The organism is Chromobacterium sp. W521, assembly GCF_052805975.1.
In genome coordinates this window covers 248,616-261,680 of record NZ_JBRBAF010000006.1, presented here as the reverse complement: position 1 = coordinate 261,680, position 13,065 = coordinate 248,616, and the positions used below count along the sequence as shown (strand labels likewise).

Annotated in this window: 10 protein-coding genes; 9 read left to right on the top strand and 1 reads right to left on the bottom strand. The window is 64.8% G+C overall.

Annotated elements, in window-relative coordinates; translation table 11 throughout:
- The first annotated feature begins 30 nt into the window (after window positions 1-30).
- The 6 genes from secD to ACUXV1_RS11555 all read left to right on the top strand — a co-directional run bounded on the left by secD (window position 31) and on the right by ACUXV1_RS11555 (window position 9,216).
- Window positions 31-1,878, top strand: coding sequence for a protein translocase subunit SecD (gene secD / locus ACUXV1_RS11580; RefSeq protein ID WP_043591625.1), 1,848 nt, complete (start codon window positions 31-33; stop codon window positions 1,876-1,878).
- Window positions 1,879-1,887: 9 nt separating this feature from the next.
- Window positions 1,888-2,823, top strand: a complete 936-nt coding sequence (secF, locus tag ACUXV1_RS11575) for a protein translocase subunit SecF (RefSeq protein ID WP_043633823.1) — start codon at window positions 1,888-1,890, stop codon at window positions 2,821-2,823.
- 82 nt (window positions 2,824-2,905) lie between these two features.
- The gene (locus ACUXV1_RS11570) at window positions 2,906-3,550 is read left to right on the top strand and encodes a DedA family protein (RefSeq protein ID WP_114154432.1); all 645 of its coding nucleotides are present in this window, start codon (window positions 2,906-2,908) and stop codon (window positions 3,548-3,550) included.
- A gap of 201 nt (window positions 3,551-3,751) precedes the next feature.
- A complete protein-coding gene (gene mutL, locus ACUXV1_RS11565; protein ID WP_043634376.1) occupies window positions 3,752-5,653 on the top strand; it encodes a DNA mismatch repair endonuclease MutL in 1,902 nt (633 codons plus the stop codon).
- A gap of 3 nt (window positions 5,654-5,656) precedes the next feature.
- Entirely contained in the window at window positions 5,657-6,478 is an 822-nt protein-coding gene (locus ACUXV1_RS11560; RefSeq protein WP_446015463.1) for an MBL fold metallo-hydrolase, read from the top strand.
- 356 nt (window positions 6,479-6,834) lie between these two features.
- Window positions 6,835-9,216, top strand: coding sequence for a glycosyl hydrolase family 18 protein (locus ACUXV1_RS11555; protein ID WP_446015462.1), 2,382 nt, complete (start codon window positions 6,835-6,837; stop codon window positions 9,214-9,216).
- Here ACUXV1_RS11555 and ACUXV1_RS11550 read toward each other — a convergent pair.
- Window positions 9,204-9,407 (bottom strand): hypothetical protein, encoded by a 204-nt coding sequence (locus ACUXV1_RS11550; RefSeq protein ID WP_446015461.1) that lies wholly within the window; start codon window positions 9,405-9,407, stop codon window positions 9,204-9,206. The two genes, ACUXV1_RS11555 and ACUXV1_RS11550, sit on opposite strands and share 13 nt — an antisense overlap.
- A gap of 89 nt (window positions 9,408-9,496) precedes the next feature.
- Between ACUXV1_RS11550 and sgrR the strand changes: the two genes are divergently transcribed.
- From sgrR to ACUXV1_RS11535, 3 genes are all read left to right on the top strand, one after another.
- Window positions 9,497-11,179 (top strand): HTH-type transcriptional regulator SgrR, encoded by a 1,683-nt coding sequence (gene sgrR, locus ACUXV1_RS11545; RefSeq protein WP_446015460.1) that lies wholly within the window; start codon window positions 9,497-9,499, stop codon window positions 11,177-11,179.
- Between the two features lie 105 nt (window positions 11,180-11,284).
- Window positions 11,285-11,830: a MarR family winged helix-turn-helix transcriptional regulator gene (locus tag ACUXV1_RS11540; protein ID WP_446015459.1), complete on the top strand. Its 546-nt coding sequence runs from the start codon at window positions 11,285-11,287 to the stop codon at window positions 11,828-11,830.
- On the top strand, window positions 11,827-13,041 hold the full coding sequence (locus tag ACUXV1_RS11535; RefSeq protein WP_081556235.1) for a cyanate transporter: 1,215 nt from the start codon (window positions 11,827-11,829) through the stop codon (window positions 13,039-13,041). The genes ACUXV1_RS11540 and ACUXV1_RS11535 overlap by 4 nt, the downstream gene beginning before the upstream one ends.
- The last annotated feature ends 24 nt before the right edge of the window (window positions 13,042-13,065 follow it).

Here is a 13,065-nt window from a genome sequence, read left to right as displayed (position 1 = left end):
CCGGTTCATTTTCTTTTCCCGAACTAAAACATGAACCGCTACCCTCTTTGGAAATACCTCGTCATTGCGGTGGCCCTGATCCTTTCCGCGATCTACACGCTGCCCAATTTCTACGGCGAGACTCCCGCGGTCCAGGTCTCCAGCTCGCGCCAATCCATTCCGGTGGACACCGCCGTGATGACGCGCGTGGAAGAGGCGCTGAAGGCGCAGAACATCTCTCCCGACGGCCTGTTCCTTGACGGCGCCAGCCTGCGAGTCCGCTTCAAGGACGCCGACACCCAGTTGAAGGCGCGCGACGCCATCCAGCACGCGCTGGGCGACAATTACATCATCGCGCTGAACCTCCTGTCCGCCTCCCCCGCCTGGCTGACCAGCCTGAAGGCGCATCCGATGTTCCTCGGCCTCGACCTGCGCGGCGGCGTGCACTTCCTGCTGGAAGTGGACATGAAGGCCGCCATCGACAAGACGATGGAACGCTACGCCGGCGACCTGCGCCGCGAGCTGAAGAACAAGAAAGTCCGCTACGGCGCGATCAAACGCAACGGCAACACGCTGGAAGTGCAACTGCGCGACGCCGACACGCTGAAGTCCACGCAGGACGTGGTCTACCGCAGCCTGCCCTCGCTCACCGTCAAGAGCGACGACAGCAACTACCGGCTGACGCTGACCCTGAAGCCGGAGGAGATCACCAAGATCCAAGGCGACGCGGTCAAACAGAACATCACCACGCTGCATAACCGCGTCAACGAACTGGGCACTTCCGAGCCCATCATTCAGCAAAACGGCCCGAACCGCATCGTCGTGCAGTTGCCTGGTATTCAGGACACCGCTCGCGCCAAGGACATCATCGGCCGCACCGCCACCCTGGAAGTGCGCATGGTGGAGGATGACCCGAGCAAGATGGCCGACGCCATGGCCGGCAACGTGCCCGCGGGCTACGAGCTGCTGGACGAAGCCTCCTCGCGCGGCGTGCAGAAAATCCTGGTGCGCAAGGACGTTGAGCTGACCGGCGACAATATCAACGACGCCCAGGCCGGCTTCGACGAAAACGGCGCGCCCGCCGTCCACATCAATCTGGACTCCGCCGGCGCCTCCATCTTCCGTCAGGTAACCGCTGAGAACATCGGCAAGCGCATGGCGATGGTGCTGGTGGAAAAAGGCCGCGCCGAAGTGGTCACCGCGCCGGTGATCCGCTCCGAAATCGGCGGCGGCCGCGTACAGATCTCCGGCAGCATGAACCCGGCCGAAGCCAACGACACCGCGCTGCTCTTGCGCGCCGGTTCGCTGGCCGCGCCGATGAATATCGTCGAAGAGCGTACCGTCGGCCCGAGCCTGGGTCAGGAAAACATCGAGAAGGGCTTCCACGCCACGCTGTGGGGCTTTGCCGCCATCGCCACCTTCATGATCCTGTACTACGGCATGTTCGGCGTGTTCTCCGCGCTGTCCCTGGCGATCAACGTCTTCCTGCTGCTGGCGCTGTTGTCGATGATTCAGGCCACGCTGACCCTGCCCGGCATCGCCGCCATCGCGCTGGCGCTGGGCATGGCCATCGACGCCAACGTGTTGATCAACGAGCGCATCCGCGAGGAACTGCGCAACGGCGTGCCGCCGCACTCGGCGATCCAGGCCGGCTACACCCACGCTTGGCACACCATTCTGGACTCCAACGTCACCACCTTGATCGCCGGCCTTGCGCTGCTGATCTTCGGCTCCGGCGCGGTGCGTGGTTTTGCCGTGGTGCACAGCCTGGGCATCCTGACCTCGATGTTCTCCGCGGTAGTCGTTTCCCGCGGCCTGGTCAACCTGTGGTACGGCCGCCGCCGCAAACTCACCACGCTGGCCATCGGCCAGGTGTGGAAACCGGAAAACAAAGGATAAGGACCGGACATGGAGCTTTTCCGCATCAAACGGGACATCCCGTTCATGAGCTACGGCCGGCTCACCACGACCATTTCGCTGGTGACCTTCATCCTGGCCGTGTTCTTTCTGGCCACCCGCGGCCTGAACTACAGCGTGGAGTTCACCGGCGGCACCGTGCTGGAAGTGCAGTACCAGCAGTCCGCCGACCTGGGCGCCATCCGCGACAAAGTGGACGAGCTGAAGCTGGGCGAATCCACAGTGCAGAGCCTGGGCAGCAGCCGGGATGTGATGATACGCCTGCCCAACAAGCCGGGCGTCACTTCCGCCCAGCTGTCTGAAAAAGTGATGGGCATGCTCAAGGCCAGCGACAGCGCCGTGCAGCTGCGCAAAGTGGACTTCGTGGGCCCCAGCGTGGGCGAGGAACTGGTGACTCATGGCCTGACCGCCACCATCCTGGTGTGCGTGGGCATCATGATCTACCTGGCCATTCGCTTTGAGTGGCGCTTCGCCATCGCGGCCATCATCGCCAACATGCACGACGTGGTGATCATCCTGGGTTGCTTCGCCTTCTTCCGCTGGGAGTTTTCGCTGACCGTGCTGGCCGGCATCCTGGCGGTGCTGGGTTACTCGGTCAACGAATCGGTGGTGGTGTTCGACCGGATTCGCGAGAACTTCCGCAAACCGGGCATGAAGGGCCATAGCGTGGCCGAGGTCATCGACAACGCCATCACCGCCACGATGAGCCGCACCATCATCACCCACTTCTCCACCGAGATGATGGTGGTGTCCATGCTGCTGTTCGGCGGCCCGGCGCTGCACGGCTTCGCCATGGCGCTGACCATCGGCATCGTGTTCGGCATTTACTCGTCGGTGCTGGTGGCCAGCCCGATCGCCCTGTGGCTGGGCGTGAAACGCGAGCACATGATCAAGCCGGTGAAACCAAAAGAAGAAGCGGTCGTCTGATCACTTCTCCAAACGCTGGCCGGCTTGTCCGGCCAGTTTTACATTTAACCCGAGCAGCACCCTTACCGAGCGCAACGACATCATGGAAGCCATCACTTTTCTGATCGACTTCATCCTGCACATCGACACTCATCTGACCCAGCTGGTGGCCGCCTACGGCCTCTGGATCTACGCCATTCTGTTCCTGATCGTGTTCTGCGAAACCGGGCTGGTGGTCACCCCCTTCCTGCCCGGCGACTCCCTGCTGTTCGTCGCCGGCGCGCTGGCCGCCATGGGCCAGATGAACCCGCACTTGCTGGTGCTGCTCCTGATTGTCGCCGCCATCCTTGGCGACGCGACCAATTACGCCATCGGCCGCAATGTCGGCATGAAGCTGTTCGATAAATTCCCGCGCATCCTGAAGCCGCAATATCTGGACCGAACCCACGCCTTCTACGAACGCCACGGCGGCAAGACCATCATCTTCGCCCGCTTCGTGCCCATCGTGCGCACCTTCGCGCCCTTCGTCGCCGGGATCGGCAAGATGCACTACCCGCAGTTCCTGCGCTACAACGTGGTGGGCGCCGTCGCCTGGGTGGTTGGCTTCACTTACGCCGGCTATTTCTTCGGCAACCTGCCCTTTGTTCGCAAAAACCTGGAATTGCTGATCTTCGGCATCATCCTGGTTTCCTTCCTGCCGGGGCTGATTGAAATCTGGCGCCACAAGCGCGCGGCCGCCCGCGGCTGATCCGTAGTAGAATCGACAAGGCCGCCCAAGACCTGTTCAAAGCCTCGCGAGACAAGGCGAAAACGGCTGAAGAAGCGGAGTGTACAGACGGTACACGAGTATTCTGAAGACGATTTCGACGCCGTATCGCCAACGCGCAGCAGACACTGAACAGGCTCTTCGCGCGGCCTTTTGCTTTGACATCACGCCCACATGCCGCTCATGAAACGCATCCAACGCCTGCCCGACCACCTCGTCAACCAAATCGCCGCCGGCGAAGTGGTGGAACGCCCCGCTTCCGCGCTCAAGGAGATACTGGAAAACAGCCTGGACGCGGGCGCCTCCAAGATCACAGTGGACCTAGCCCAGGGCGGCATCAAGCTGCTGCGCGTCACAGACAACGGCAGCGGCATCGCGGCGGAAGACTTGGCGCTGGCTCTGGACCGCCACGCCACCAGCAAGATCGCCTCGCTGGACGATCTGGAAAACGTCTCCACGCTGGGCTTCCGCGGAGAGGGTCTCGCCAGCATCGCCTCGGTGTCGCGGCTGACCCTGGTCAGCCGGCCGCCGGACGCGGAACACGCTCATCAAGTCATCGCCATCGACGGCGCGCTGCACCCGGTGGAGCCTGCGGCCCACTCGCCCGGCACCAGCGTGGAAGTGGTGGATATCTATTTCAACACTCCGGCCCGGCGCAAATTCCTGAAAAGCGAGAATACCGAATACGCGCATTGCGAAGCCGTTTTCGAACGCATCGCACTGGCGCATCCGCACGTTGAATTCATGTTGCGTCACAACGGCAAGGTCATCTGGCGCCTGCCGGCGCAAAGCCTGGCCGAACGCGTGGCCGCGATGCTGGGCAAGGACTTCGTCGCCGCCGCCATCGAGATCGACACCGCCGCCGGTCCGTTGACGCTCAGCGGCTTCGTCGCCTCTCCCACTTATTCCAAGGCCAGCCGCGACGCCCAGTACTTCTACGTCAACGGCCGTTTCGTCCGCGACAAGACCGCGCTGCACGCGCTGCGTCAGGCCTATCGCGACGTGCTGCACCACGAGCGCCACCCCGCTTACGCGCTATTCCTGACCATGGAGCCGTCCGGCGTCGACGTCAACGTGCACCCGACCAAAATCGAGGTGCGCTTCCGCGAATCGCAGGCCATCCACCAATTCCTGTTCCACAGCGTGCACAAGGCCTTGGCCAGCACCACCGCCGGCGCCGCGCCTACCGTTCAGATCGCCAACGCGGATAACGAAGCGGCGGCCGCTCCCGCGCTGACCCAGGGCGAGTCCGCGCCGCTGTTCGACAAATCATTCAGCCGCCCCGCCGCACCGCCTTCCGGCGGCTCCTCGCCGCAAACCGGCTTCCGCTACCAGCAGCAAGCGATGCCGCTGCACGTGGCCAGGGAGGCCACCGGCATCTACGACAAGCTGTTCGGCGGTCTTCGCGAGGAAGAGCGCGCCCAGACCGCCGCGCCGGCGCCCGTGGAATACAGCCTGCCGCCGCAGCGCGTGGCCGCGCTGCCGCAAAGCGCGGACGGCATTCCGCCGTTGGGCTTCGCGCTGGCGCAGCTACACGGCGTCTACATCCTCAGCCAGTGCGAAGACGGGCTGATTCTGGTGGATATGCACGCCGCCCACGAGCGCATCGTCTACGAACAACTAAAAACCGCGCTGGAAGCCGACACCATTCCAATGCAGCCCTTGCTGCTGCCGGTATCCTTCGCCGCCGATCGCATGGAAGTGGCGACCGCCCACGAACACGGCGAGGAAATGAAGCGGCTGGGCATCGAGCTGGCGCCGCTGTCTCCCACCCAGATCGCCGTGCGCGGCGTGCCGGTGTGGCTGAAGGACGGCAACCCGGTGGATCTGGCGCGCGCGGTGCTGAAGGACGTGCGCGAATTCGGCCTCAGCCAGGTGCTGACCGAGCGCCGCAACGAACTCTTGGCCACCATGGCCTGCCACGGCGCGGTGCGCGCCAACCGACAGCTGACACTGCCGGAGATGAACGCGCTGCTGCGCGACATGGAAGCCACTGAACGCTCCGGCCAGTGCAACCACGGCCGCCCCACCTGGACCCGGCTGTCCATGCGCGAGCTGGACAAGCTGTTCATGCGCGGCCAATAAACGATGCGCGTCACCGTTCTGGCGGAAAACCACAGCCTGCGGCCGGACCTGATCGCCGAACCCGGCCTGGCGCTGCTGATCGAGGACGGCGAAGAGCGCATCCTGTTCGATACCGGCCGCAGCGACGCGCTGCTATATAACGCCAGCCAGCTGGGCGTCGATCTCGCCACGCTGAGCCGGGTAGTGCTCTCCCACGGCCATTACGACCACAGCGGCGGCCTGCCGGCGCTAAGCCGGCTGCTGCGCGAACGCGCGGCGCCGCCGCTCCCGCTGCTGGCCCACCCCGAGGCCTTCCAAGCGCGCGAAGCGCGGCTGGGGCCGATCACGCTGCGCAAACTGGGCGCGCCGCTTACCGCCGCCGAACTGGAAACCAGCTTCGAGCTGCAACTGCACGCCCAGCCTCACGCCTTCGCCGACCGCTATGTCTTCCTCGGCCAGATTCCACGGCTGCGCCACGCCGAAGGGCGCGGCACCCTGGGCCGGCTAATCGACGCGCGCGGCCACCGGCCGGACCCGGTGGCCGATGATTCGGCACTGGCCTATCGCGGAAAGCAAGGTCTGATCATCTTCAGCGGCTGCGCTCATTCCGGCATCCGCCACATCGTCGACTACGCGCGCGAAGTGTGCGCCGAACCCCGCGTCCAAGCGGTGATAGGCGGCTTCCACCTGCGCAGTGCCAACCCATGGCGCGTCTGGCAGACCCGCCGCTACTTTCAGCAATTGGCGCCGGACCGCTTGTTCGCCTGCCACTGCACCGGCTACGCCCGTCACGCGCTGACGCTCCAGCATCCCATCGCCGCCGGCAGTCAACTGAATTTCGACTAAACCTGTTTCGACAATTCCTGCCGCGAAAAAACGACAGTTCGCTCGTCTCGCTACTATTCACGGCCAAGGTGCCGCATTGCAGCATTCCGCCCGCCGCGCCTCCTCTCTCCCAAGCCCCCAAACAGCGTAAGCGCCGCCCAGCCGGGCTTTGGCCGGTTGGGAAATTCGCTCCCGCTCTGGCACTAGCAAACAGCCGCGTAAATACACCTGAAAAAAAGAACAGGTGTGTGCTTAGTCCCTCCATGCACATGCTTAGACCCAATACCACTTACATACAACTTTAATACAACTTAAATACAAGTCGGCGCTTCCCGCCGGCCTTTCGCCCCCGCCTTTTTCCAAGAAGGAGATGGACTGTGAGCAAAGCCTTACTGCTGCTGAAAACCGGCCTGGCCGGCACCGCCGTGGCCGGCGCCGCGCTGCTGGCCGCCCAGCACGCCCCCACCGCCGCCAAAGCGCCGGCCTCCACCGCGCGCGACAGCCTGATCAGAACCGCGGCCGCCAGCTGCGCGGACCCGGCCTGGAGCTCCGGATCGATCTACACCGGCGGCCAGCGCGTCAGCTACCAGGGCCAGACCTGGGAGGCCAAATGGTGGACTCAGGGCAACACGCCCGCAGCCGGCGACGCCAGCCCGTGGAAGCTGATAGGCCAGTGCGACGGCGGAGGCGGAAACCCGACCGAACCGCCGCTGGTGCAAGTGCCGCCGCCCACCGGCAACGCGCTGTGCCGGCCGGAAGGCCTGGCGCGCACCGACGGCGTGGACGTGCCGTATTGCGCGGTCTACCAAAAAGGGGGCGCCGAACAACTGGCCAACGGCAGCCGCAAGCGTCTGATCGGCTACTTCACCAGCTGGCGCACCGGCAAGAACGGCCAGCCCGCCTATCTCGCCAGCGACATCCCCTGGGGCAAGCTCACCCACATCAACTACGCCTTCGCCCACGTGGACGGCAACAACCGCCTGTCGGTCGGCGAGAACAATCCCGGCAACCCGGCCACCGACATGAGTTGGCCGGGCGTGCCCGGCGCTGAGATGGACGCCAGCCTGCCCTATAAGGGCCACTTCAACCTGCTGACCCAGTACAAGCGCAAATATCCGGGCGTCAAAACCCTGGTTTCGGTGGGCGGCTGGGCCGAAACCGGCGGCTACTTCGGCGCGGACGGCAAACGGGTCAACAGCGGCGGCTTCTACAGCATGACCATCAACGCCGACGGCAGCGTCAACCAATCCGGCATCGACGCCTTCGCCGACTCCGCCGTTGCCTTCCTGCGCAAATACGGCTTCGACGGCGTGGACATCGACTTCGAATACCCAACCTCGATGAACGACGCCGGCAACCCGCTGGACTGGAGCGTGGCCAACGCCCGCCGCGGCTCGCTGAACAAGGGCTTCAACGCGCTGACGCGAACGCTGCGCGAACGGCTGGACCGCGCCGCCGCCCAGGATGGCCGCTACTACCAGCTCACGGCCGCGGTACCGGCATCCGGCTATCTGCTGCGCGGCATGGAAGCCTTCCAAAGCCTGCGCAACTTCGACTTCGTCAACGTGATGTCCTATGACCTGCACGGCGCCTGGAACGAGTTCGTCGGCCCCAACGCCGCGCTCTACGATGATGGCAAGGATGCCGAACTGGCACGCTGGAGCGTGTACACCACCGCGCAATACGGCGGCATCGGCTACCTGAACACCGACTGGTCCTACCACTACTACCGCGGCGGCCTGCCAGCGGCGCGCGTCAATATCGGCGTGCCCTACTACACCCGCGGCTGGAAAAACGTCAACGGCGGCAGCAATGGACTGTGGGGCACTTCAGTGGGCGGCAACTGCCCGACCGGGCTGAAAACCTGCGGCGACGGCGCAGTGGGCATAGACAATCTGTGGCACGACCTGGACGAACAAGGCCGTGAAGTGGGCGCTGGCTCCAACCCGATGTGGCACGCCAAAAACCTGGAGAAAAACCAGGCCGGCAGCTATCTGTCCGCCTATCTGGACCCGAGCAAGCCGGAAAACCAGCTCAACGGCAGCTACCAGCGCTTTTACAACGACACTCTGAGCGCGCCGTGGCTATGGAACGCCGGCAAGAAGGTATTCCTGTCCACCGAGGATGAACAATCCATCGCCAAGAAAGCCGCCTGGGTCGACGCCAACAACGTCGGCGGCGTGATGTTCTGGGAACTGGCCGGCGACTACGACTGGAAACAGGACCGCAACGGCGGCAAGGGCGAGTACTTCATCGGCACCACGCTGACCAGCCTGCTGTACAACGCCTTCAGCAAACCGGCCGCCGTCAGCGTCAAGCCCGCCTCCGCCGCGCCGGCAGCCACCGCGGCGATCGACGTGGGCTTCTCGCTTGACGGTTTCGCGCTGGGCGACAGCAATTATCCGATCAACCCCAAGCTGACCATCACCAACCGCTCCGGCAGCAGCCTGCCTGGCGGCACTGAGTTCCAGTTCGACGTGCCCACCTCGGCGCCGTCCAATTTCGCTGACCAGTCCGGCTTTGGGCTCAAGGTGATCAGCGTCGGACACAGCGGCAACAATATCGGCGGCCTGAAGGGCGACGCTCATCGAGTCTCGGTCAAGCTGCCGTCGTGGCAAACGCTGGCCCCGGGTCAGAGCGTCAGCCTGGCCGTGGTCTACTATCTGCCGATCTCCGGTCCGCGCAACTTCAGCGTGACCCTGGCCGGCAAGACCTACGCCATCCGCGATGAGGCGCCCTACCTGCCTTACTTACGCTGAACTCCCTCGTTCTCCTCAGTACCTTCCAAGCCGGGTTCGCCCGGCTTTTTTTCTGCGCCGTCTTCCGTCGGCAGTTGCCATTGCATCAGCTCGTTCAAGCTGGCCAGCGCCGCTTGCGGCGTCAGGCCGAGCACCGGCTTTTTGCCATCGAGAAAGCGTCGGTAAAACAATATGATCTGTTCGGTTTTCATCGCTGTGGACTCCCGCTGTGGATGCGAGTATTGTCGGCGCAATATGAGGCAATAAAAATTGCTGACTTTGAATCAGGAAACTTCCTCTTATGTCCGCGCGGCTAACCCAGCAATACCAAAAACTCCACCGCCATTTCGCCGGCCAGACCGAGGCCGTCTCGCTGCAGCAGTTGGCGGACCTGCTGTTCTGCACCCGCCGACACATGCGCAGCCTGCTGCAACAGATGCAGGCTCAAGGCTGGATAGCATGGCAAGCGCGGGCCGGCCGAGGCATGCGCTCGCGGCTGAGCTTTCTGCAAGCTCCGGAGCAGCTGCAACGGGAACGCGCCGCGCAACTGCTGGAACAAGGCAAGGTGGAACAGGCGGTGGACCTGCTGGGCGACGACCGCGGCGAACTGGCGCCCTTGCTGCTGGCGCGGCTGGGTAAACGCTGGAGCCAGGACCGCCAGGTACTGGGCGTGCCCTACTACCGGCCGTTGCCCAATCTCTACCCCGGCACGCCGCTGCGCCGCTCGGAACGCCATCTGGTTGGGCAGATTTTCAACGGCCTAACCCGGATAAACGAGGAAAAAGGGGAAGTGGAAGGCGATCTCGCCCATCACTGGAACCAACACAGTCCGCTGGAATGGCATTTTCACCTGCGCCCGGCGGTACGCTGGCATGACGGCGTCGAACTCAGCGTCGCCGATGTCCAGGCCTCGCTGCTGCGGCTGCGCGCGCAGCCGCTGTTTTCCCACCTGGCTGCGGTGCGGCCGCTGTCGCCGCGCAGCCTGGCGCTGGAATTGAGCGAGCCCGACCAGTGGCTGCCCTGGCTGCTGGCCGACAGCGCCGCTTTGATCTTGCCCGCCGACCACGCCTCGCGCGCCGACTTCGCCTCCCGCCCGGTGGGCACCGGCCCCTATCGCGTGGCCGCCAATACCCGCCACCAGCTGTGCCTGCAAGCCTTCGACGACTACTTCGGCTACCGCGCGCTGCTGGACCAAGTGGATATCTGGATGATGCCGGAGCTGGGCGAGCAGTTGGAGCACGGCGACGGCCAAGTCTGCGGCCTGGAAGTGCGTATCAACCCGCGCGAGCCCAGTGTGCAAACCGAGATGGCGCTGGAGTCCGGCGTGTATTTCTTGCTTGCCGACAGCCGCTCGTCCCTCATGCACGATACGGCGCTGCGCGACTGGCTGGCCCAAACGCTGACCCCGTTGGCCGTCATGCACGAAACCGCGCCGGCGGTGCGCCAGTACTGGGCCCCGGCCGCGGGCTTGCTTCCCAACTGGCACCACGCCCAGCCCCCCCTGAACCTGCAGCCGCCGGCGGGGCTGAGCATGCTGCGGCTGGCCTATTACGAACAGCATCCGGAGTACCAATTGATCGCTGCCGCGATGGCTCGCTGTCTTCTGAGCCACGGCGTGGCGCTGGAGTGCCGCGCGCTGCCTTACGCCGACTGGGAACAGGGGCAGGCCGAGGCCGACTTATGGCTGGGTTCGGTCAACTTCGCCACCCGGCCGGAATACTCTGTGGCCGCCTGGGTGCTGGGCACTCCGCTGCTGCGCCGTTGTCTGGAGCCGGCGCTGCCGCTGACGCAATGGCGCCAAGGCTGGCGCCAGGGCCTGTTTCACGCTCAGGACCTGTCCGCCGCCGTGGTCCAACAACGCTGGATGCTGCCGCTGTTTCACAACTGGCTGCGCCTGCAGGGCCCGGCCCAGATGCAGGGCGTGCGCCTCAACAGCCTGGGATGGTTCGATTTCAAATCCGCCTGGCTGCACCCGGACAGCTGAAACGGAGGATGACAACGACGCTTCATGCATCCGTATAATTTCATATAAAGATACTTGATGTGAAATATCTTCCCAGGAATACATATCCATGGCATAATCACCGCCATGGACAAAATCGACACCATTATTTCCCAGTGGCGACGCGAGCGTCCCGACCTCGATAGCGCCAGCATAGGCATCATTGGCCGGCTGGCGCGGCTGGTCACTCATGTCGAACGGGCGCTGGCCGACAACTTCGCCCGCTTCGGGCTCAAGGACGGCGAATTCGACGTGCTGGCCACGCTGCGCCGCGCCGGCGCGCCCTATCAGCTCTCCCCCACCATGCTGTACACCACGCTGTTGCTGACCTCAGGCGCGATCAGCAAGCGGCTGGACCGGCTGGAAAACGCCGGCTGGGTGGAGCGCCTTCCCGAACCCAACGACCGACGCGGCATGCTGATCCGATTGAGCCCGGCCGGGCTGGAACTGATAGAGCAGGCGATGAGCGCCCACATCGCCACCCAGGAAGCCGCGCTGTCCGCGCTGGCCGAGCCGCAACGCGAGCAACTGGCCGCGCTGCTGAGCCAATGGCTGCAAAGTTTTCCAGGAGAAGCACAAGCCGAGCCCAAGCTCATGCCTAGCCTCGCCCCCACCGAAAGAAAAACCTCATGAAGCAAGACACTCCCGTTCAGCGCCCGCTATGGCTGGCGCTGTCCATCATCCTGGTGGGCCTCAACCTGCGCCCCGCCCTCGCCGCCATCGGTCCGCTGCTGGATCAGTTGCGCCACGCCACCGGCATGAGCTTCAGCGATGCCTCCCTGCTCACCACGTTGCCGGTGGCCACCATGGGCGCCGGCGCCTTTTTGGGGAGTTGGCTGGAACGCCGCGCCGGCGCGCGCCAGGGGGTGGTCATCGCCCTGCTGCTCATCCTCTTGTCCAGCGCGCTGCGCTGGCTGCCCGCCAGCTTCGGCGCGTTGTTGGCCACCGCCTTGATGGCCGGCATCGGCATCGCGCTGGCCCAGGCTTTGATTCCCGGTTTCATCAAGCAGCATTTCCCGCATAAGGTCTCCGCGTTGATGGGCTTCTACATCACCGCCATCATGGGCGGCGCCTCGCTGGCCGCCGCTGGCGCACCGTGGCTGGCCACGCATAGCGCGCACTGGCGGAACGGGCTGGCCGCCTGGGCCGCGCTGGCTGTGCTGGCGCTGCCCTGCTGGCTGCTGAGCGCGCCGCGCGGCGTTCCCGGCGGCGGCTCCGCCGCCCGAGCGCCGCAATTCAGCCAGATTCCGCGCGCCTGGCTGCTGGCCTTCTATTTCGGCATCGGCACCGCCGTGTACGCCAGCTCGCTGGCGTGGTTGCCCGCCTTATTCGTGCAATTGGGATGGAGCCCGCAGCAAGGCGGCCTGATGCTCAGCTTCATGACCGGCATGGAAGTGGTGTCAGGCTTGACCATTCCGCTGCTGTCGGCGCGCAGCCATGACATGCGCGGCTGGCTGACTCTGGTGCTGCTGGCGGTGCTGGCCGGCCTGCTGGGCATGGTGCTAGCGCCGCACGGCGGCCTGCTGTTGCTGTGGGTGGCGCTGCTGGGCCTGGGCGTGGGCGGCCTGTTCCCGCTGACCATGATCCTGACGCTGCACCACTATGAAGACGCGCGCAACGCCGGCCAGCTGTCGGCTTTCGTGCAGGGGATCGGCTATCTGATCGCCGCGGTGGCGCCGTTCGCCGCAGGTTGGATCCGCGATGCCACCTCCAGCTTCAACCTGGCCTGGCTGTGCCTAGCGCTGTTGATCGCCGGCCTGCTGGTGCTGACCCGCCGCTTTGCGCCGCAGGGCTACGCCGAGGCGATGCAAACCCCCGCCGCCGTCGCCGCGCAAACCCGCTAACCCCAGGGCGGCGCTGCGCCGCCC

Coding starts and splice junctions, on each gene's coding strand:
- secD (WP_043591625.1), top strand. CDS start 31: ATGAACCGCTACCCTCTTTGGAAATACCTCGTCATTGCGGTGGCCCTG.
- secF (WP_043633823.1), top strand. CDS start 1,888: ATGGAGCTTTTCCGCATCAAACGGGACATCCCGTTCATGAGCTACGGC.
- ACUXV1_RS11570 (WP_114154432.1), top strand. CDS start 2,906: ATGGAAGCCATCACTTTTCTGATCGACTTCATCCTGCACATCGACACT.
- mutL (WP_043634376.1), top strand. CDS start 3,752: ATGAAACGCATCCAACGCCTGCCCGACCACCTCGTCAACCAAATCGCC.
- ACUXV1_RS11560 (WP_446015463.1), top strand. CDS start 5,657: ATGCGCGTCACCGTTCTGGCGGAAAACCACAGCCTGCGGCCGGACCTG.
- ACUXV1_RS11550 (WP_446015461.1), bottom strand. CDS start 9,407: ATGAAAACCGAACAGATCATATTGTTTTACCGACGCTTTCTCGATGGC.
- sgrR (WP_446015460.1), top strand. CDS start 9,497: ATGTCCGCGCGGCTAACCCAGCAATACCAAAAACTCCACCGCCATTTC.
- ACUXV1_RS11540 (WP_446015459.1), top strand. CDS start 11,285: ATGGACAAAATCGACACCATTATTTCCCAGTGGCGACGCGAGCGTCCC.
- ACUXV1_RS11535 (WP_081556235.1), top strand. CDS start 11,827: ATGAAGCAAGACACTCCCGTTCAGCGCCCGCTATGGCTGGCGCTGTCC.